General features: G+C 69.3%; 16 protein-coding genes. 9 read left to right on the top strand and 7 right to left on the bottom strand.

What is annotated here, in order from left to right; genetic code table 11:
- Position 1 precedes the first annotated feature (1 nt).
- The 4 genes from nuoL to ABNG04_RS12620 all read left to right on the top strand — a co-directional run bounded on the left by nuoL (position 2) and on the right by ABNG04_RS12620 (position 5,495).
- Entirely contained in the window at positions 2-2,050 is a 2,049-nt protein-coding gene (nuoL, locus tag ABNG04_RS12635) for an NADH-quinone oxidoreductase subunit L (protein WP_371162768.1), read from the top strand.
- Between the two features lie 14 nt (positions 2,051-2,064).
- Entirely contained in the window at positions 2,065-3,579 is a 1,515-nt protein-coding gene (locus tag ABNG04_RS12630; RefSeq protein ID WP_371162908.1) for a complex I subunit 4 family protein, read from the top strand.
- Positions 3,572-5,074: an NADH-quinone oxidoreductase subunit N gene (locus ABNG04_RS12625; RefSeq protein ID WP_371162767.1), complete on the top strand. Its 1,503-nt coding sequence runs from the start codon at positions 3,572-3,574 to the stop codon at positions 5,072-5,074. The genes ABNG04_RS12630 and ABNG04_RS12625 overlap by 8 nt, the downstream gene beginning before the upstream one ends.
- A 91-nt stretch (positions 5,075-5,165) precedes the next feature.
- Entirely contained in the window at positions 5,166-5,495 is a 330-nt protein-coding gene (locus ABNG04_RS12620) for a hypothetical protein (RefSeq protein WP_371162766.1), read from the top strand.
- Here ABNG04_RS12620 and ABNG04_RS12615 read toward each other — a convergent pair whose 3' ends face one another.
- The 3 genes from ABNG04_RS12615 to ABNG04_RS12605 are packed head-to-tail and all read right to left on the bottom strand — an operon-like array spanning position 5,496 to position 7,927.
- Positions 5,496-5,726, bottom strand: a complete 231-nt coding sequence (locus ABNG04_RS12615) for an H/ACA ribonucleoprotein complex subunit GAR1 (RefSeq protein WP_371162765.1) — start codon at positions 5,724-5,726, stop codon at positions 5,496-5,498.
- Positions 5,727-5,728: 2 nt separating this feature from the next.
- The gene (srp19, locus tag ABNG04_RS12610) at positions 5,729-6,007 is read right to left on the bottom strand and encodes a signal recognition particle subunit SRP19 (protein WP_297887630.1); all 279 of its coding nucleotides are present in this window, start codon (positions 6,005-6,007) and stop codon (positions 5,729-5,731) included.
- Between the two features lie 60 nt (positions 6,008-6,067).
- The gene (locus ABNG04_RS12605) at positions 6,068-7,927 is read right to left on the bottom strand and encodes a PAS domain-containing sensor histidine kinase (protein WP_371162764.1); all 1,860 of its coding nucleotides are present in this window, start codon (positions 7,925-7,927) and stop codon (positions 6,068-6,070) included.
- 223 nt (positions 7,928-8,150) lie between these two features.
- On the opposite strand from ABNG04_RS12605, the gene alaS reads away from it, so the two are divergent.
- The 5 genes from alaS (at position 8,151) to citZ (ending at position 15,825) form a co-directional block, all read left to right on the top strand.
- Complete coding sequence (alaS, locus tag ABNG04_RS12600; RefSeq protein WP_371162763.1) at positions 8,151-10,931, top strand: alanine--tRNA ligase; 2,781 nt, start codon at positions 8,151-8,153, stop codon at positions 10,929-10,931.
- Between the two features lie 19 nt (positions 10,932-10,950).
- Positions 10,951-11,754: an alpha/beta fold hydrolase gene (locus tag ABNG04_RS12595; protein ID WP_371162762.1), complete on the top strand. Its 804-nt coding sequence runs from the start codon at positions 10,951-10,953 to the stop codon at positions 11,752-11,754.
- 97 nt (positions 11,755-11,851) lie between these two features.
- Entirely contained in the window at positions 11,852-12,565 is a 714-nt protein-coding gene (locus ABNG04_RS12590; RefSeq protein WP_371162761.1) for a type 1 glutamine amidotransferase, read from the top strand.
- A 78-nt stretch (positions 12,566-12,643) separates the two neighbouring features.
- Complete coding sequence (locus ABNG04_RS12585; protein WP_371162760.1) at positions 12,644-14,533, top strand: PINc/VapC family ATPase; 1,890 nt, start codon at positions 12,644-12,646, stop codon at positions 14,531-14,533.
- Between the two features lie 146 nt (positions 14,534-14,679).
- Positions 14,680-15,825, top strand: a complete 1,146-nt coding sequence (citZ, locus tag ABNG04_RS12580) for a citrate synthase (RefSeq protein ID WP_371162759.1) — start codon at positions 14,680-14,682, stop codon at positions 15,823-15,825.
- Positions 15,826-15,864: 39 nt separating this feature from the next.
- Here the strand turns inward: citZ and ABNG04_RS12575 are convergent, their stop codons facing one another.
- The 4 genes from ABNG04_RS12575 to ABNG04_RS12560 all read right to left on the bottom strand — a co-directional run bounded on the left by ABNG04_RS12575 (position 15,865) and on the right by ABNG04_RS12560 (position 21,148).
- Entirely contained in the window at positions 15,865-17,028 is a 1,164-nt protein-coding gene (locus ABNG04_RS12575) for an acyl-CoA dehydrogenase family protein (protein ID WP_371162758.1), read from the bottom strand.
- 66 nt (positions 17,029-17,094) lie between these two features.
- Positions 17,095-18,330, bottom strand: coding sequence for a digeranylgeranylglycerophospholipid reductase (locus ABNG04_RS12570; RefSeq protein ID WP_371162757.1), 1,236 nt, complete (start codon positions 18,328-18,330; stop codon positions 17,095-17,097).
- Between the two features lie 193 nt (positions 18,331-18,523).
- Positions 18,524-19,387, bottom strand: a complete 864-nt coding sequence (locus tag ABNG04_RS12565) for a 2-oxoacid:ferredoxin oxidoreductase subunit beta (RefSeq protein WP_371162756.1) — start codon at positions 19,385-19,387, stop codon at positions 18,524-18,526.
- Between the two features lie 3 nt (positions 19,388-19,390).
- Positions 19,391-21,148, bottom strand: a complete 1,758-nt coding sequence (locus ABNG04_RS12560; protein WP_371162755.1) for a 2-oxoacid:acceptor oxidoreductase subunit alpha — start codon at positions 21,146-21,148, stop codon at positions 19,391-19,393.
- Positions 21,149-21,174 lie beyond the last annotated feature (26 nt).

Genomic DNA, 21,174 nt, shown 5'->3' with positions numbered 1-21,174 from the left:
GATGGTGAACGCATTCGCATACGTTCCGGCGATCGTACTCCTCCCGTTCTTCTCGTTCCTAGTCGCGCTCGGCGCGGGGAGGTACCTCCCGAAGGGCGGCGCCTTCGGCGGCATCGCGGCGACTGCGGGCTCGTTCCTGCTGTCGATCTGGGTCGCCGTCACCGTCGCGGGCGGACAGGCGTACAACGAGACGCTGTACCACTGGGCCGGCGAGGGCGGCGCGGGGATCGGGCCGACCGAGATCGAGCTCACGTTCGGCGTCCTGATCGACCCGCTGTCGGCGCTGATGCTCGTCATCGTGACGCTCGTGGCACTCTTAGTCCACGTGTTCTCGCTCGGTTACATGAACGACGAGGGCGAGACCGGCCTCCCGCGCTACTACGCCGGCCTCGGCCTGTTCACGGCCTCGATGCTCGGCTTCGTCGTCGCCGACAACCTGCTGATGGCGTTCATGTTCTTCGAGCTGGTCGGGCTCTGCTCGTACCTGCTCATCGGCTTCAACTTCCGGGAGCCGGGCCCGCCGTCGGCGGCGAAGAAGGCGTTCCTCGTCACCCGCTTCGGTGACTACTTCTTCCTCGTCGGCGTCGTCGCGGTGCTCGCCACCTTCGGGACGGCGCAGTTCGCCGGCCCCGAATCGTTCCCGCACCTCGCCGAGGCGGCACTCGGCGGTGAGGGATCGGTCGCGTGGACGCCCGGCGGACTCGACCTCGGGACGTGGCTGACGGTCGTCGGCCTGCTCGTGCTGGGCGGCGTCGTCGGGAAGTCCGCGCAGTTCCCGCTTCACACGTGGCTCCCCGACGCGATGGAGGGCCCGACGCCCGTCTCCGCGCTCATCCACGCCGCGACGATGGTCGCGGCCGGCGTCTACCTCGTCGCGCGGATGTACGGCTTCTACGTGTTGACCCCGACGACGCTGGCGGTCATCGCCTTCATCGGCGGCTTCACGGCGCTGTTCGCGGCGACGATGGGGCTCGTGAAAGACGAGCTGAAGCAGGTGCTCGCGTACTCCACCATCTCGCAGTACGGGTACATGATGCTCGCGCTCGGCTCGGGCGGGTACGTGGCCGCGGTCTTCCACCTGACCACCCACGCGTTCTTCAAAGCGCTGCTGTTCCTCGGGGCCGGTGCGGTCATCATCGCGATGCACCACAACGAGGACATGTGGGACATGGGCGGGCTGAAGTCGAAGATGCCCGTCACCTACTACACCTTCCTCGCCGGGTCGCTGGCGCTCGCGGGCATCTTCCCGTTCGCCGGCTTCTGGTCGAAAGACGAGATCCTCTACGAGGCGCTCGTCCACGGCCTCAACGACCCGCTGCTGCTCGGCGGGTACGTCATGGGGCTGCTCGCGGTGCCGGTCACCGCGTTCTACACCTTCCGCATGGTGTTCCTCACCTTCCACGGCGAGCCGCGGAGCGACACCGCGCGCGACCCCGTCCCTGTCCGCTGGAACGTGAAGGGACCGCTGACGGTCCTCGGCTCGCTCGCGGTCGTCACCGGCTTCATCAACATGGTGCCGGTCCAGAAGGTGCTCGGCCTCGAAGGGATCGACCTGCTCCACCTGTGGCTCGACAACCACTGGGGCGGTATCGACGGCCTCTCCTCGCACCACTACGCCGACCTGAGCCCGTACAGCAGCGGGTACCTCGTCGGCGGTGAGGTCGGGACCGTCCTCGTCGGCGCGGCCGTCTCGCTCGGCCTCGCGCTGCTCGGACTCGGACTCGCCTGGCGGCTCTACAACGTGGCGTCGCCGACGGAACACACCGCCAAGCTCGGCGGCATCAAAGACGTGCTGTACAATAACTACTACCTCGACGAACTGCAGGTCTGGCTCGCGTATCGGACGGAAGACATCGCGGGCGGCGCGAACACCTTCGACCAGGGGATCATCGACGGCGTCGTGAACGCCGTCTCCTCGGTGAGCCTCACCGGCGGCGGGCGGATCCGCCAGCTCCAGTCGGGGATCGTCTCGCAGTACGCCGCCCTGCTCACCTTCGGCCTCGTCGCGCTGCTGCTCGTGCTCGGCGCGACCGGGGGGTGGTTCCTGTGATACTCGAAGCGCTCATGGCGGCCGCCTTCGTCGGCGCGCTGACCGTGTTCCTCGCCCCCGACGAGTGGGCGGGGCGGCTGGCGTTCGCGATCAGCCTGATCCCGTTCGCCGGGAGCCTCTACCTGTGGTCTGGCTTTGAGGCCGGCGGCAACGCGCTGCTCGGCGGCGAGGTCGCGTACGCAACCCAGATTGAGTGGCTCGAGGTCGGCGGTCGCAGCGTCTCGTGGTTCGTCGGGCTCGACGGGATCAGCCTCCCGCTGTTCGTGCTTACGACGTTCCTCGTCCCGCTGGCGATCGTCAGCGCGTGGACGCCCGTTGACTCGCGGCAGAGCCAGTTCTACGGGCTCATGCTGTTCATGGAGGCGAACCTGCTCGGCGTCTTCGCCGCGCTCGACTTCTTCCTGTGGTTCGTCTTCTGGGAGGCCGTGCTGGTCCCGATGTACTTCCTCATCGGGATCTGGGGCGGCCCGCGCCGCAAGTACGCCGCGATCAAGTTCTTCGTCTACACGAACGCGGCGTCGCTGCTGATGTTCATCGGGTTCATGAGCCTCGTGTTCGCGCTCGGCGACTCGGTGTCGTCGTTCGCCTTACCCGAGATCGCGCAGGCGATCGCCGCGGGTGGCCTGGGTGAGTGGTTCGGCATCCCGCCGGACACGGTCGCCCTGTTCGCGTTCCTCGCGATGTTCCTCGGGTTCGCGGTGAAGGTCCCGATCGTGCCGTTCCACACGTGGCTGCCGGACGCCCACGTTCAGGCGCCGACCCCGGCGTCGGTGCTCCTGGCGGGCGTCCTCCTGAAGATGGGGACGTACGCGCTGCTGCGGTTCAACTTCACGATGCTGCCGGACCAGGCGTCGATGCTCGCGGTCCCGATCGCGGCGATCGCCGTCATCAGCGTCATCTACGGCGCGATGCTCGCGCTCGCACAGAAGGACCTCAAGCGGATCGTCGCGTACTCCTCCGTCTCGTCGATGGGGTACGTCATCCTCGGGCTCATCGTCTTCACCGAATACGGGGTCGGCGGCGCGACGTTCCAGATGGTCGCGCACGGGCTCATCTCAGGGCTGATGTTCATGGCGGTCGGCGTCATCTACAACACCACCCACACCCGGATGGTCGGTGACATGGCCGGCATGGCAGACCGGATGCCGGTCACCGTGGGGATCCTCGTCGCCGGCGCGTTCGGTTACATGGGGCTCCCGCTGATGGCCGGCTTCGCCGGCGAGTTCTTCATCTTCGTGGGCTCGCTGTCCGCGCCGGCGCTCCCATACGCGCCGGTGTTCACGGCGCTCGCGATGTTCGGCATCGTCATCGTCGCCGGCTACCTGCTGTCGGCGATGCAGAGCACGCTGTTCGGTCCGTTCGAACTGGAGACCGACTACGAGGTCGGCCCCGCGGCGTTCCACGACGTCGCCCCGCTCGCGGTGCTTCTGGTGGCGATCATCGTGCTCGGCGTCGCACCCGACATCTTCTTCGAGATGATCCGTGACGCTGCCCTGCCCGTGGTCGAGGGGGTGACGATCGATGGTTAACGGTTTCCCCGGCGTGACGGCGCTGCTGCCGGCGCTCCTCCTCGCCGCCACCGGCCTCGCGCTGCTGCTGGTCGACACGCTCCGCCCCGACGCGCGCTCGAACACGTCGATGGCGATCGTCGGCGCGGTCGGGTCGCTCGCCGCGCTCGCGGCCACCGTCTGGCTCACCGCGAGCGGCGGCGTCAGCCCGGACGGCGGCGCGGTCTCGCTGTTCTCGGACGCGGTGAAGGTCGACACGCTGGGGCTGTTCTTCACAGCCATCTTCGCGTCGGTGACCGCGCTGGTGCTGGTCGCCGGCCACGACTACTTCGACGACGGCGTCAACCCGGCCGCGTTCTACTCGCTCGTGACGTTCGCCGCGACCGGCATGGCGCTGCTCGCGGTCGCGAACTCGCTTGCGGTCGTGTTCGTTGCCCTGGAGATGGTGTCGCTGCCGTCGTACGTGCTCGTCGCGTACCTCAAGCAGAACCGCGGGAGCGTGGAGGCGGGGCTGAAGTACTTCCTCGTCGGCGCGCTCTCGTCGGCCATCTTCCTGTTTGGCATCTCGCTCGTGTACGCGGCCACGGGATCGCTCATCCTCGCCGACATCGCCTCGGCGTCCATCGAGGGGCTCACGGGCGTCCTCGGCGTCGGCATCGTGATGATGATTGGCGGCGTCGCCTTCAAGACGGCCTCCGTCCCGTTCCACTTCTGGGCGCCGGAGGCGTACGAAGGCGCGCCCGCGCCGGTCAGCGCGTTCCTCTCGTCGGCCTCGAAGGCCGCCGGGTTCGTCGTCGCGTTCCGCGTGTTCACCGAGGCGTTCCCGCTGGAGATGGCCGTGTCGGCGAACGTCGACTGGATGCTCGCGTTCGCGATCCTCGCGGCCGTCACGATGACGCTCGGGAACTTCGCGGCCGCCGTCCAGGAGGAGGTCAAGCGGATGTTGGCCTACTCCTCGATCGGCCACGCCGGGTACGCGCTCATCGGCGTCGCCGCGCTCACGGTCGACGGGCCGGCTAACGGCACCGTCATGGGCGCCGCGATGGCGCACCTGCTCGTCTACGGGTTCATGAACACCGGCGCGTTCCTCTTCGTCGCGATGGCGGAGCGGTGGGGCGTCGGTCGCACCTTCGCCGACTACGCGGGCCTCTGGCGGCGCGCGCCGGTCGCCTCCGTGGCGATGGCCGTGTTCATGTTCTCGCTGGCGGGGCTGCCGCCGTTCGCCGGCTTCTTCTCGAAGTACTTCCTGTTCCAGGCGGCCATCGACAACGGCTTCGTCTGGCTCGCCGGGCTCGGCGCGATAAACAGCGTCGTCTCGCTGTACTACTACAGCCGGGTCGTGAAGGCGCTGTTCTTAGACGACCCCGCGTCGTCGACCGCGCTCGACGCCGTCGACGTGCGGCCGACGGCGCTGTACGCCGCGGTCGTCTTCGCGGCGGTCGCGACGGTGCTGCTCCTCCCCGGCTTCGGCCCCGTCATCGAGACGGCCGAGGCGGCGGCGTCCGCGCTGTTCTGACCGCCGCGGCCGACTCTCGGCCGGCGTTTCGATTCCCAACGTCCAGCCCGGTAGCCACAGATACTCATTCGTTCGGACCGTTATCTTCGATGTGTCTCGTACGCGCAGCTACCGGTGTCTGAACTGTCTCAATCACGCCGTCACCCGGTCGTTCGACACCTCGCACCTCTCGATGACGTGCCCGAACTGCGGGTCGTTCGAGCGGTTCGCCAACGAGGCGGTGATCGAGCGGTTCGAGTCGCTCGAGGCGTCGCCGCCGTCGGACTTCGACTGGGAGCGGCTGGAACGGCGAGAGAAACTGCTCGTCGCCGAGCGCCTCGCTCGCACGGACAAGACGCTCGCCGACTTCGACGTGGCCGTCGATAAAGAAGCGGCGGACGGGCCGGCGGAGGGGGCCGACCCCGAGCCCGGCGACGCGTAGCTACCGGGCGTACAGCTTGCCGCCGACGAGGGCGGCGAGCCCGACGCCGTCGCCGGGCGTGACCGCCACGTAGGGCCGCTGAACCGGGCCGAACACGTCGACGACGCGGCCAACCGTCGAGAGCGACTCGTCGACGACGCTCGCGCCGATCCGCGGCGGATCGGCGTCCGGGTCGCCGCGGGCGATCGCGAGTCCGCCCGCGGTGCGGACGACGGTGCCGACGCGCCGCACGGTTACTCCCGGAGGACGCCGAGGTACGCGGCGATCGCCTGTACCAGGTCGTTCTTCGCGGTGTCTTCGGTTCCCTTGACGACGACGGAGCCGCGGGCCTCGAACTCCCGCGAGTAGGTGGCGTCGCGCTCGACGACGGCGTCGTAGCCAACCTGCTGGACGGCCTTCGCGATCTCGTCGACGGTGGGCGCTTCGACCGCCAGATCCGTCGGGACGCGGCGTCCCTCCGAGCGCGACAGCTCGGCGTCGAAGTAGGCGGGGTAGACGACGTTCTCGACCATATCGGATCCCCTCGCGCGCGGCGTAAGGTCGTTTCGGACCGGCGCGCAGTCGGCCGCCGGTCAGGCGGTGCGGAACTCGAAGCGGGCCCCGCCCCGCTCGCCGGTGAGCGCGTGGGCGGTCCAGCCGTGCGCCTCGGCGATCTGCTCGCTGATCGCCAGCCCGAGCCCGGTCCCCGACTCGTCGGTCGTGAACCCGCTCTCGAACACGCGGTCGGCGTCGTCGGGGAGCCCGGTCCCGTCGTCCTCGACGTAGAACCCAGTGGGCTCCCCGCGCTCGTCGGCCGCCATCGACCCCACCCGGACCGAGAGCGGGTCGTCGGGGGCGTCGCGCCCGTGTTCGGCGCTATTCCGAAAGACGTTCTCAAACAGCTCGCGCAGCCGTGTTCGGTTTGCCTCCAGCGTCTCGTCGTCCTCGACGGTCAGGGTCGCGTTGCCGGTGTCGACGCCGCTCCACGCCTCGCGGGCCGCGTCCGCCAGCGAGACGGCCTCCGTCTCGCCGACCGACCGTCCCTCCCGCGCCAGCGAGAGGAGGTCGCCGACGAGCTCGTCCATCCGGTCGAGCGCGTCCGCGACCCGGTCGAGGTGGTCGACGTCGCCGGTCTCGCGGGCGAGGTCGACGTACCCCTCCGCGACAGACAGCGGGTTGCGGAGGTCGTGCGAGACGATCGAGGCGAACTCGTCGAGCCGCTCGTTCTGTCGCCGCAGCGTCTCCTCGCGCTCTCGGCGGTCGGTGACGTCGGTGTAGATGGCGTAGCCGGCCGCGTTCGACGCGTCGAGGTGGATCGGGATGACGTGGAGGATAAAGTGGCGCGGGCCGTCGGCCGTGACCCGCGTCACCTCCCGGCGGACGTTCTCGCCGCGCTGAAGCTGCTCGTTGAGATCTTCGGCTTCCGGCCCGGCGTCGGCCGGGACGATGTAGTCGTCGATTGACTCACCGAGCACCGTCTCCGCCTCGTAGCCGAACGTCGACTCGAAGGCGTCGTTCACCTGCCGGACGACGGGCTCGCCGTCGACGTAGTCGTAGGCGATCGCGGGGTCCGGGACGTTCGTGAACAGCGCGAGCAGGCGGTCGCGCTCGGCTCGGAGCGTCTCGGTGACGGCCAGTCGGTCGAGCGTCTCCTCGAGGTGCGAGGCGAGCAGCTCCGCCAGCCGACGGTCGGCGTCGTCGAACTCCTCGTTGCCGTCGGCGGTCGCGAGCTGGAAGACGACGTCGTCACCCACCGGCACGGTGAGGAGCGTGTCGAACCGGCTCTCGGCGTTCTGGCTCGGCGCGATGGAGACCTTCCCGGTCTGGACGGCCGTGCCCGCCACGTCGGTGCCGACGCGGACCCGATTACAGTCGTCGACGGGCGTCCCGCTGGAGGCGACCACCGGTTCGACCCACTCCCCGTCGCGGACCGCGACGACGCTCTGGTACTCGGGAAACACCTGCTCGGCGACCACGATGGCGGCCCGGTACGCCTCGTCCACCGACCTGACGGCGGCGAGCTCCGCCATGCCGGCGTTGAGCTGTTCCACCCTCGACGGGGTCCGGGTCGGCTCCGACCGGACGACGGACCGCTCGTCGCGGGCGATCAGCCACGAGACCGTCTCGGAGAGCGCGTCCGGCGTGCCCGCCACCGCGTCCACGAGCGGGTCGGTCGCGACCCGCCCGGCCGGGTCGTCGACGAACGCCACCACGGACCCGGTGCGCTCGACCGACCGAACCTGCTCGAGGCCGGCCTCGTCGACGACGACCGTCACGTCGGTCTCGGCGAGGCGCCGCTCGTCGACGCCGCCGGGCGAGGCGGCGTGCGTCTCGACCTCGGCGTTCGCGGAGTCGCGACTCTCGGGGCCGAGGGACCGCTCGACGCTGTCCGCGAGCTCGGAGCCGGCGGCGAGCACGAGGACCGACCCGCGCTCGCCTAACGCAGAAGTCACGTTGGTAGATGATACCTTACGGCGAGAACATAAGTCTTCTTACCGGTCACCGCGAGCGGCCGATCCGTCGGGTTTCGTAAGGGTCTCCGTTGGCTTTCATCTGGGTCGTTCCCTTGAGTCGCGGCCGTCTCGCCCGCGGTCACGGGCGCCTCGCTCGCGGTCGCGGCGGTGGCGACGAACGACCCCGGAACCCTTTTGGAGCAACACGGGCCACGTTCGTGTAATGAGCGATCTCGAAGCGGAGTACCGGCTCGACTACTTCGAGGAGGAGGGGTTCGAGCGCAAGGAGTGTCCCTCCTGTGGCGCGCACTTCTGGACCCGCGACGCCGACCGCGAACTGTGCGGCGAGCCGCCCTGCGAAGACTACAGCTTCATCGACGACCCGGGCTTTCCGGAGGAACACTCGCTGTCGGAGATGCGCGAGGCGTTCCTCTCTTTCTTCGAGGCCAACGAGCACGAGCGGATCGACCCGTACCCGGTCGCCGCGAACCGGTGGCGGGACGACGTCCTCCTGACGCAGGCGTCGATCTACGACTTCCAACCGCTCGTCACCTCGGGGCAGACGCCGCCGCCGGCGAACCCGCTGACCATCTCACAGCCCTGTATCCGGATGCAGGACATCGACAACGTCGGCAAGACGGGTCGGCACACGATGGCGTTCGAGATGATGGCCCACCACGCGTTCAACACGCGCGAGGCGGTCGACGAGGACGAGTACGCCTACCACGGCGAGGTGTACTGGAAAGACGAGACGGTCCGGTACTGCGACGAGCTGTTCGAGAGCCTCGGCGCCGACTTGGAGGAGATCACCTACATCGAGGACCCCTGGGTCGGCGGCGGTAACGCCGGCCCCGCCATCGAGGTCATCTACAAGGGCGCCGAGCTGGCGACGCTCGTCTTCATGTGTATGGAGCGGGACCCCGACGGCGACTACGAGATGAAAGACGGGAACTCGTACTCGTTCATGGACACGTACATCGTCGACACCGGGTACGGGTTAGAGCGGTGGACGTGGATGAGCCAAGGGACCGCGACCGTATACGAGGCGGTCTATCCCGACGCGATCGACTTCCTGAAGGAGAACGCCGGCGTCGAACACACGGAGGCCGAACGCGAGATCGTCCACCGCGCCGCTAAGCTCTCCGGCCGGCTCGACATCGACGACGTCGACGACGTGGAGGCCGCCCGCGGCGAGATCGCCGACCGGCTCGACGTCGACGTCGACCGGCTGCGCGAGCTGGTCGAACCGCTCGAAGCGATCTACGCCATCGCCGACCACTCCCGGACGCTCGCGTACATGTTCGGCGACGAGATCGTCCCGTCGAATGTCGGCACGGGCTACCTCGCGCGGATGGTGCTCCGCCGGATGAAGCGCCTCGTCGACGAGGTGGGGGTCGATGCCCCCCTCGACGAGCTGGTGGACATACAGGCCGAGCGGCTCGGCTACGAGAACCGGGACACGATCCGCGAGATCGTCCGCAGCGAGGAGCGGAAGTACGAGCAGACGCTGGAGCGCGGCGCGCGGAAGGTCGAACAGCTCGCCGACGAGTACGCCGGCACCGGCGAACCGATCCCGACGGGGGAGCTGCTCGAACTGTACGACTCCCACGGGATCCAGCCCGACATGGTCGCCGACATCGCTGACGAGCGCGGCGCGACCGTCGACGTCCCCGACGACTTCTACGCGCTCGTCGCCGACCGCCACGAGGAGGGCGACGGCGCGACCGGGACCGACGAGCGGGACGAGCGACTCGCCGACCTCCCCGAGACGGAGAAGCTGTTCTACGACGACCAGGGGCGAACGGAGTTCGAGGCGGTCGTCCTCGACGTGTTGGAGGCCGAGGAGGGGTACGACGTCGTCTTGGACCAGACGATGTTCTACCCCGAGGGCGGCGGTCAGCCGGCCGACCGGGGGCAGCTCACGGTCGGCGAGACCACCGTCGACGTCGACGATGTCCAGGAGGTCGACGGGGTCGTGCTCCACCGGACGGACGCGGACCCGGGCAAAGGCGAGTTCGTCCGCGGACAGGTGGATGGCGACCGTCGCGACCGACTGCGCGCGCACCACACCGCGACGCACCTCATCGGGCACGCCGCCCGGGAGGTGCTCGGCGACCACGTCCGCCAGGCGGGCGCCCAGAAGGGGATCGACTCCTCGCGGCTCGACGTGCGCCACTTCGAGCGGATCACGCGCGAGGACGTGAAGGCGATCGAGCGCGTGGCGAACGACCTCGTCCGCGACGACGTGCCGGTCCGGCAGGAGTGGCCCGACCGCAACGAGGCGGAGGCCGAACACGGCTTTGACCTCTATCAGGGCGGCGTGCCGCCGGGAACGAACGTCCGGCTGATCCACGTTGGCGACGCCGACGTCCAAGCCTGCGCGGGGACCCACGTCGACCGGACCGGCGAGATCGGGGCGGTGAAGCTGCTGAAGACGGAGCCGGTCCAAGACGGCGTCGAGCGTATCGTCTTCGCGGCCGGGGCCGCGGCGGTCGAGGCGACCCAGCGCACCGAGGACGCGCTGTACGACGCGGCCGACGTCTTGGACGTCGACCCGCTCGACGTCCCCGACACCGCGGAGCGCTTCTTCGAGGAGTGGAAGGCGCGCGGCAAGGAGATCGAGTCGCTCAAAGAGAAGCTCGCGGCCGCGCGCGCCTCCGGCGGCGGCGACGCCGAGGAGGTCGAGGTCGCCGGGGCGACCGCAGTGATCCAGCGGCTCGACGGCGACGCCGACGAGCTGCGCGCGACCGCGAACGCCCAGGTTGACGATGGGAAGCTCGCCGTGATCGGCAGCGGCGCGGACGGCTCCGCGAGCTTCGTCGTCGGCGTCCCCGACGGCGTCGACGTGAACGCCGGGCAGGTCGTCTCGGAGCTCGCCGGCCGGGTCGGCGGCGGCGGCGGCGGGCCGCCCGACTTCGCGCAGGGCGGCGGCCCGGACACAGACGCCTTGGACGACGCGCTTGACGCGGCGCCGGACGTCCTGCGCAGCCTCCAGGAGGCCTGAACGCTCCCCGTCAGCCACCATGCCGCACGCGACCAACGCCGGAACCGAGATCCGATACGAGGTGGACGCCCCCGACGCCGGCGAGGGCGACGAGGCGGTCGTGTTCTGCGGCGACGTCGGGCTCGGCGCCTGGCAGTTCGGCTGGCAGCACGCCGCGCTCGCCGGCCCGCACACGGTGATCACGCCGGAGACGCGCGGCGTCGGCCGATCCGACGCCCCGCCCGGCCCATACGGGGTCGCGGACCTCGCCGCCGACGTCGACGCGGTGTGCGCCGCCGAGGGGATCCGGAACGCCCACCTCGTCGGCTACGGGCTCGGCGGGATGGTCGCGCTGACGGCCGCGGCGAATTCCTCGCGGCCGGCGAGTCTCGCCTTGGTAGGGACGCCGCCCGCGGGGGACGCCTACAACCCCGCCGGCGTCTGGGCCGACCCCGCTGATCCGGCCGCGGTCGAGGGGTCGCTGAACGGGCTCCTCTCGGTCGATTTCAGGGAGGCGCACCCGGACGCGCTCTCGCGGATCGCGGAGTGGCGCCTCGCGGAGGACGCCGACCGCGAGGCGTACGCGGCGCACCGCGCCGCGGTCGAGTCGTTCGACCTCACCGGCGCTCTCTTCGAGGTCACCACGCCGGCGCTCGTCGTCCACGGTACGGACGACACCGTCTGCCCCGTCACGGCCGGCGAGACGCTCGCGGAAGGGCTCCCGCGTGGCGAGTTCCACGGCGTCGAGGGGGCCCGCCATCTCGCCGGGATCGAGGCGTCGGTCGCGGTCAACGACCTGCTCGCCGGGTGGCTCGCGGAACACGCGAGCGCTGCGTTCGAGTAGGCGCGGCGTCCGGGGCCCGCGACGCCCGTGTCAGCGTCCTCGGCCGCCGCGACCGGCGCCGCAACCGTTTTGTGACTCTCGCCGAACTATACAGTCGATGACTCGTCTCCGGTTCGCCCTGTTGAACGCCGCCCACGACGGCGCGAACACCCGTCGGAACTTCCGCAGAGAGCTCGACGCCGACCTCGTCGAGTTCGACGCCGTCGGGGGGGACCTCCCCGACCACACCGGGTTCGACGGCGTCGTGGTGACGGGGTCGCGCTCGTCGGTGTACTGGGACGAGGCGTGGATCCCGCCGCTCGTCGACTACGTCGCGGAGGCCGCCGAGGCCGGGGTGCCGGTCCTCGGCGTCTGTTATGGCCACCAGGTGCTCGCGGAGGCGCTCGGCGGCCGCGTCGCCGGGATGGACGGGTTCGAGATCGGCTACAACGAGATCCGCCGGCCGCGCGACGACCCGCTGTTCGAGGGGGTCGACGAGTCGTTCACCGCCTTCACGACCCACGGCGACGCGGTCGTCGAACTGCCGCCGTCCGCGACGCTGCTCGCGGAGAATGACCGCGGCGTCCACGCCTTCCGCGACGGCCACTGCTGGGGCGTCCAGTTCCACCCCGAGTACGACATCGACACCGCCCGCGAGGTGACCGACGGCAAGCGGGACCAGATCGGCGACGCCCGCGTGGACGCGGTCCTCAACTCGATCACGCCCGCCGCGTACGACGCCGCTTGTGAGGCGAAGAAGCTGTTCGAGAACTTCACCGCCTACGCCGCGCGGCTCGCCGACGGGGCGGAGCCGACCGCCGCGGACGACTGAGCGGCGTCGGCCGCCGAGGTCGTGCGCGCACGGCCCCCGGTCGAACACGCTTATACGGTTCCCGTCCCCAATTCGGGTATGAACGTAGTACCGGACACGAGCGCGGTCGTCGACGGCCGCGTGTCCGAACGCGTCGCGGACGGGACCTACGAGTCGGTCACCGTGTTCGTCCCCGAGGCGGTCGTCGGCGAACTGGAGTCGCAGGCGAACGACGGGCTCGAATCCGGCTGGGACGGGCTCAGCGAACTCAAGCGGCTCGCGGACCACGCCGACGACGGGGCGATCGAACTTCGGTACGTCGGCGAGCGCGCCAGCGGCGACGCCCGCTCGAACGCCCACGAGGGCGACGTGGACGCGCTGATCCGCGACCTGGCCGCCGACCACGACGCGACGCTGCTGTCCAGCGACGTGGTCCAGGCCGAGGTGGCCCGCGCGAAGGGACTGGACGTCGAGTACGTCGAGCCAGTCGCCCGCGGCGTCGTCGACGAGCTGCCGATACAGGATTTCTTCACCGAGGAGACGATGTCGGTCCACCTCAAGACGGGGACCGTCCCGAAGGCGAAGCGCGGCGCGCTCGGCGAGATGCGCTACGTCGAGATCGCTGACGAGCCCACCGGCGAGGCGCAGCTGCGCGAGTGGGCCAACTCGATCGTCGACCTGGCGCGCCAGTCGAACGAGGGGTTCATCGAGCTCTCCAACGACGGGATGGACATCGTCCAGTTCCGCAACTACCGGATCGCGGTGGCGCGTCCCCCGTTCGCCGACGGCATCGAGATCACCGCCGTCCGCCCCATCGCGAAGACGGACCTCGACGACTACGAGTTCGCCGACGAACTGCGCGACCGGTTCGCGGAGCGGAAGCGCGGCGTGCTCATCTCCGGGTCGCCCGGGGCCGGAAAGTCGACGTTCGCGCAGGCGGTCGCGGAGTTCCTGAACGACAGCGACTACGCGGTGAAGACGATGGAGAAGCCGCGCGACCTCCAGGTCGGCCCGGAGATCACGCAGTACGGCGCGCTCGGCGGCGAGATGGAGAACACCGCCGACTCGCTGCTCCTCGTTCGGCCCGACTACACGATCTACGACGAGGTCCGGAAGACGAACGACTTCGAGGTGTTCTCCGACATGCGGATGGCCGGCGTCGGGATGGTCGGCGTCGTCCACGCCTCCCGCGCCATCGACGCGCTCCAGCGGCTTGTCGGCCGCGTCGAGCTCGGGATGATCCCGCAGATCGTCGACACCGTCGTCTACATCGAGGCCGGCGAGGTCCACACCGTCTACGACGTGACCACCGAGGTGAAGGTCCCCGCCGGACTCACCGCCGAGGACCTCGCCCGCCCGGTCATCCAAGTGTCGAACTTCGAGACCGGTCGGCCGGAGTACGAGATATACACGTTCAACCGGCAGGTTGTCACCGTCCCGCTGGACGAGGAGGGCGGCGAGGCGGACCGCGACTCCGGCGTCGGCCGTATCGCGAAAAAGGAGATCGAACGCGAGATCCGCTCGGTCGCGCACGGCCACGTCGACGTGGAGCTGAACGGCGACGACGAGGCGGTCGTCTACGTCACCGAGGGGGACATCGGCACGGTGATCGGGAAGGGCGGCGGTCGCATCGCCGACATCGAGAACCGCCTCGGGATCGACATCGACGTCCGCACGCACGACGAGAAGCCCGGCGGTTCGGGAGGCGGCCCCGCCGGCGGCGCCGCCGGGAACGGCAGCGGCGACGGGCAGGTCGGCGCCGAGCGCGGCACGGTGGTCGCCCCGGAGATCACCTCGCGGCACGTCGTCATCGACGTCGACGACGGGGTCGGCGAGACGGTCGAGGTGCGCGCCGACGGCGAGTACCTCTTCACCGCCACCGTCGGTCGCGGCGGCGAGGTCCAGGTCTCCCGGGGCTCCGCCATCGCCGAGGAGCTGGAGGACGCGATCGACCGAAACCGGACGGTGACGGTCGTCCCGGCCCGCTGAACCGGCGTCCGGCGTCGCCGCCTCCCGAGGCCAGACGTATCCGAACGCTGTCACGTCGTCGTTCGACGCGGTGACGTACCACGATCGTCGTACCGTATCCCTCCTGAAAGATAACGCTTTTTTGATGGTGGTCGGAACGACGTGGTATGACAGATGAGTTAAAACGCGGGCTCGAGGGCGTCCTCGTCGCGGAGTCGGATCTGAGCTACGTCGACGGCGAGGTCGGGAAGCTCGTCTACCGCGGGTACGACATCGAGGACCTCGCGCGCGGCGCGAGCTACGAGGAGGTCCTGTACCTCCTGTGGCACGGCTCGCTCCCCACCGCCGCGGAGCTCGACGCGTTCGCCGCCGACCTCGCGGCGGAGCGCGAGGTGGACGACGACGTCGTCGAGACCGTCCGCGCGCTCGCGGACGCCGGCGAGCGCCCGATGGCCGCGCTCCGGACCGCGACGTCGATGCTGTCGGCGTACGACGACGAGGCGGACGAGGCCGACGACGGCGAGGCCACGCTCCGCCAGGGCCGACGGATCACGGCGAAGATCCCGACGGTCCTCGCCGCGTTCGAGCGCGTCCGACAGGGGGAGGAGCCGGTCGCGCCCGCCCCCGGGCTATCCCACGCTGGGAACTTCCTCTACATGCTCACGGGAACCGAGCCGGACGCGGTGAGCGAGGAGACGTTCGACATGGCGCTCACCCTCCACGCCGACCACGGGCTCAACGCCTCCACGTTCACCGCCATGGTGATCGGCTCGACGATGGCCGACGTCTACTCGGGCGTCACCGGGGGGATCGGCGCGCTCTCCGGCCCCCTCCACGGCGGGGCCAACCAGGACGTGATGGAGGTGCTCCACGAGGTGGACGCCTCCTCGAAGGACCCCGTTCAGTGGGTGAAAGACGCCCGCGACGAGGGGCGGCGCATCCCCGGCTTCGGCCACCGCGTCTACAAGGTGAAAGACCCCCGCGCGAACATCCTCGAAGAGAAGCTCCGCGACCTCGCCGACTCGTCGGGCGACACCAAGTGGCTGGACTACACCACCGCCATCGAGGAGTACCTCACCGATCAAGGGCTCGTCGAGAAGGGGATCGCGCCGAACGTCGACTTCTACTCCGGCTCCGTCTACGACTCGCTCGGGATCCCGGTCGACATGTACACGCCCATCTTCGCGATGAGCCGCGCCGGCGGCTGGATCGCCCACGTCGCCGAGTACCAGGAGGACAACCGCCTCATCCGTCCGCGCGCCCGGTACACCGGCCCCGAAGACGCCGAGTTCGTCCCCGTCGACGAGCGATAAGCGGCGACGCGCTCGGTACCGCTCGCGGCGGCGACTTCTTTACTCGAACGCCGCGATCCCAGTTAGGTCCTCGCCGAGCACCAGCGTGTGGATGTCGTGGGTGCCCTCGTAGGTGTAGACGGTCTCGAAGTTCGCCATGTGGCGCATCGGGGAGTAGTCGGTCGTGATCCCGTTGCCGCCGAGCATCTCGCGGGCGACGCGGGACTGGTTGCGCGCCATCCGGACGTTGTTTCGCTTCGCCATCGAGACGTGCTGAGGCGTGAGGTCGCCGCGCTCTTTCAGCTCGGCGAGCCGGTGGGCGAGTAACTGGCTGGTCGTGATCTCCGTCGCCATCTCCGCGAGCTTCTCCTGTTGGAGCTGGAACCGCGCGATCGGGCCGCCGAACTGGTCGCGGTCGAGCGCGTACTCGCGGGCCTGCTCGAAGCAGTCGCGGGCCGCGCCGACCGCGCCCCACGCGATCCCGTAGCGCGCCTGCGTGAGACACGACAGCGGCCCCTTCATACCGCTCACCCCGGGGAGGACGTTCTCCGCCGGGACGCGGACGTTCTGGAGGCTGATCTCGCCGGTTATCGACGCCCGCAGCGAGAGCTTGTCGTCGATCTCGTTGGTGGTGACGCCGTCGCGGTCGGTCTCGACGAGGAACCCGCGGACCGGCCGTCCCTCGGCGGAGGTGTCGCGCGCCCAGACGACCGCCACGTCCGCGATGGGCGCGTTCGTGATCCATGTCTTCGAGCCATCGAGCACGTATTCGTCGCCGTCGCGTTCCGCCCGCGTCTCCATCGCCGACGGGTCCGAGCCGTGGTCGGGCTCCGTCAGCCCGAAGCAGCCCACCGCCTCCCCGGTCCCGAGGTCAGGCAGCCAGCGCTCCTTCTGCTCGTCGCTCCCGTACGCGTGGATTGGGTACATCACGAGCGCGCCCTGGACGCTGGCCATCGACCGGAGACCGGAGTCGCACGCCTCTAGCTCTTGCATCAACAGCCCGTAGGCGGTCTCGGAGACATCGGGCAGGCCGTACCCGTCGAGGTTCGACCCGTAGAAGCCGAGCTCCCCCATCTCCGGTATCAGGTCCATCGGGAACGTCCCCGCCTGAAAGTGGTCGCCGATGTCCGGCCGGACCTGTTCGTCGACGAATCGGCGGGCCGTGTCGCGGATCAGCCGCGCCTCCTCGTCGAGGTCGGCCTCTAATCCGACATAATCGAGCATGAACAACGCTCCGGCACGCGCCGTCAAAAACCGTTCGGCCGGCGTCGACCGCCGGCTCCGATCGCCTCAGACGTCGATCCGCTCGCGCGCGTACTTCGCGAGCAGCGGTACGTCGTCGAGGTGAAGCAGCCGCGCCATCCCCGCCTTCTCGCCGCGGTTCGCCTTCGCGAGGATGTCGTCGTCGGTCTCCTGGAGGTCGCGCATTAGTCGGTCGTACCGCTCGTTGGGCGCGAGGTACAGCAGCTCGGTGAGCGCCAACCGCGACGTCGCGCGCGGCGCGACGTCGCGGTGCCAGAGCGTCTCGTACACCGCGAGGCTCTCCGCGTCGGTGCGCCGCTCCGAGTCGGTGAGACAGCGGTCGACGGTCGCCGCGGCGGCCCGGGCGGACTTCATCCCCTTGTGGATCCCCTCGCCCCACAGCGGATCGATCGTCGGCACGGTGTCGCCGATGGCGATGAAGCTGTCCGTGTGCATCTGCCCGGGCCGCTGGATGTGCGCGGAGCCGCGGTGGACCGTCTCGTCGATCTGTTCCGCCTCGGCGAACCGCGGGTCGCGGTCGATCCAGTCGTCGAGGTAGCCGTCGACCGTCTTGCCCGCCTCGGCGAACTCGCGGTGGCGGTCGTTCTGGATGTAACAGATGCCGACCTTGGCGGTGTCCTCGCCGGTCGCGAAGATCCACGAGTAGCCGCCGGGGGCGATGTTGTGGTCCAGCCGGAGCATCATCGCCCGGCGGAGGTCGGCGTAGTCGGGGTGGTTCATCTCCACGCCAGACATCTCGTACTCGATCCCGATCGCCTGGTTCTCGCGTTCGAGGTCGACGACGTCGAGCGCGCTCGCGAGCGGCGCCGCGGGGCCGGTGGCGTCGATCACCACGTCGGCGTACACCTCCTCGTCGCCGTCGTACCGGACCCCCTCGATGACCCCGTCGTCGTCTACGATCGGCCGCGACACCCGTGCGTCGAAGCGGTACTCCGCGCCGTTCTCGCGGCCGTCGGCGACGAGGAACCGCTTGAAGTCGGCGAACTCCAACACCGCCCCCGGCTGGTAGCTCTCGTAGTACTCATTGGGCGACTCCAGCACGACGTCGTCGGTGTACGACATCACGACGTCGTCGGGGATCCCGAACGAGGACATCATCGACGGGAACGTGCCCGCGGTCGACTTGTTGCTCTGTCGGGGGAACTCGTCTTCGGACTCCGTCTCAAGGACGACGACGTCGTAGTCGCGCGTCGCCAGATCGCGGGCGCACTGCGCGCCCGCCGGACCCGCGCCGGCGATGGCGACGTCGTAGCGATCTACCATACACGACGCTTACGGACCCACCTAATTAGGCTTGCTGAAACCCGTCGAAAACTCCGCGCGAACGCCCTCTTTCCCTCGGTTTTGGCCGTCGAGAGAGGTCGGAATTAGCGGCCCAGCGAGCGGCGACCCAGGCCGCCGTTCGCCCCCGGGCTCGGGGCGCTCCGATTCCGCTCGATCGGTCGCGCGACGCGGCTCAGTAGAATTCGCGGACGAGGTCCGTCGCGCCCTCGGGGGCGCCGTCCGGGAGGACCGACATGTCCTCGTCGACGCCGTGCTGCTCGTGGTACGGCACCGACGACTCGTCCTTGTAGAAGACCCCCTGGTGCTCCTTCTCGTTGTCGAGGATGACGTCCTTCGCGTCCTCGCGCGAGGTCGGGTCGTGGTCGCTCTCCTTCAGGTCGACCAGCGAGTCGCGGAAGTAGTCGTACGTGTCGACGTCGTTGAATGTGACGCACGGCGAGTAGACGTTGACGAAGCCGAACCCGTCGTGCTCGATGGCCTCCTGGATGATCTCTTGGTGGCGGAGCGCGTCGGAGGAGAACGACTGCGCGATGAACGTCGCGCCGGAGGCGAGTGCCAGCGCGTGCGGGTTCACCGGCGGCTGCTTGGGTCCGTCGGGGCTCGTCGACGTCTCGAAGTCCTCGCGGGAGGTCGGCGACGCCTGGCCCTTCGTCAGCCCGTAGATGCGGTTGTCCATCACGACGTACGTCATGTCGACGTTGCGCCGGACGGCGTGGACGAAGTGGCCTGCGCCGATGGAGTAGCCGTCGCCGTCGCCGCCGGCGACCATCACTTCGATGTCGGGCCGGGCCATCTTGACGCCGGTACCGACGGGGAGCGCGCGCCCGTGAACGCCGTGGAGCGCGTAGCTGTGCATGTACGTGCCGATCTTCCCGGAACAGCCGATGCCGGCGACGACGAAGGTGTTGTCGGGATCGTTGCCCGTCTCGGCGAGGGCTTTCATCATCCCGTTCATCGTGCCGAAGTCGCCGCATCCCGGGCACCACGTCGGCTGCTTGTCGGACTTGAAGTCAGTGAATCGAATGTCTGAGCTCATTGGTTACGCCTCCACCCCCTCCGCGAGGGTCGACTTGATCTCCGCTGCGAGTTCGTCGGCCTTGAACCGCACGCCGTTGTACTTGTTCACGCGGTCGACCCGTTCGAGCACGTCGTGCTCGACGAGGTCCGCGAACTGTCCCTGCTCATTACACTCGACGACGACGGTCGTCTCGGCGGCCGCGACGTCCTCCGAGAGGTCCGGCCGCGGGAAGATGTACGGGACCGAGAGGACCCGCACGTCCTGTCCCTCGTCGTCGAGGATGTCGACCGCCTCGGCGAGCGCGCCCTCGTTCGACCCCCACGTGATCACGAGGGAGTCGGCGTCCGCGTCGCCGAACTCGCGCGGGCTCCAGTCCTCGCGCTCGCGGGCCGTCTCCACCTTCCGGTTGCGCTTGTCGACCTGCGCGACGCGCATCTCGGTGTCCTCCGTCCGGCGGCCCTGCTCGTCGTGTTCGAGGCCGGTGGACATGTGCGCGCCGTCGGCGGTGCCGGGGAACGCCCGCGGCGAGACGCCGTCGTCGGTGATCTCGTGCGGCTGGAAGCCACCAGACTCGCTCATGTGGTCGTCGATCGTCGTCTCGTCGACGACGTTGCCGCGCTCGACGTCCACCGCGTCCATGTCGAAGGTGTCCGGGGAGAACGTCTGCTCCGTGACCGCCATCGACAGGTCGGCGGTGAGATAGACGGGGACCTGGTACTTCTCGGCGAGGTTGAACGCCTCGACCGTCTTCCAGAAGCACTCGTCGATGGTCGTGGGGGCGAGGACGAACCGCGGCACCTCGCCGTGGCCGCCGTACAGCATCTGGTTCAGGTCGCCCTGCTCCTGTTTCGTCGGCATCCCCGTCGAGGGGCCCGAGCGCATCACGTTACAGATGACGAGCGGGGTCTCCGAGGTGGCGATGAGCCCGAACGTCTCGGTCATCAGATCGATCCCCGGTCCGGAGGTGGCCGTCATGGCGCGGGCGCCGCCCCGGGCCGCGCCCAGCGCCATATTGATCGCGGAGAGCTCGTCTTCAGCCTGGACCACGTGACCGCCGTACCGGTCGATGCGGCCCGTGAGGTACGTCATCACGTCGGTCGCGGGCGTGATCGGGTAGCCGGCGTAGAAGCGGCAGCCGGCCGCGATGGCGCCCATCCCGATCGCCTCGTCGCCGTTGAGGAGGACGTAGTCCTCGTCGGTGGTCTCAAGAGAGTAGTCGAACTCGTGGTCGTACTCGTCGGCGACGTACGACTGCCCTGCCCGCGCCGCCTCCTTGTTGTTGTCGACCAACTTCTGGCCTTTGTCCTTGAACCGCTTCTCGAGGGCCGAGTCCAGGTTCTCGATGGGGAACTCCGCCACCTCGCAGGCCGCGCCGAGCGCGACGACGTTCCGCATGATCGCGCCGCCGGCGTCCTCGGCCAGGCTCTTGAGCGGGACGTCGAGGCCGATCATCCCTTCGGGGATCTCGACGTCCTGCATCGTCGTCCGTTCGCCGTCGTAGATGATGACGGACCCCTCGTGGAGCTCGTCGAGGTTCTCCTCGATCGTTCGGGGGGTCAACGCGATCAGCACGTCGAGTCGGTCGACGACGCTCTGTACCTTGTCGACGGAGGTCCGCACCTTGTAGGCGGTGTAGCCGCCTCGGATCCGCGATGCGAAGTCCTTCGACGTGAACACGTGCCGACCCGCGCGGGAAAGCGCCTGTGCGAAGATCTTCCCCGTCGAGTCGATGCCGTCGCCGGCCTCTCCGCCGACAGCCCAGTTGAAATCCGCAGCCATGTGCTATGGACAAGGTTCCGGCGGAC

This window comes from Halorubrum miltondacostae (genome assembly GCF_041379815.1).
Taxonomy (GTDB): domain Archaea; phylum Halobacteriota; class Halobacteria; order Halobacteriales; family Haloferacaceae; genus Halorubrum; species Halorubrum miltondacostae.
Note: the sequence above shows the minus strand (reverse complement) of the source record. Positions and strands in the feature narration are given on the sequence as shown.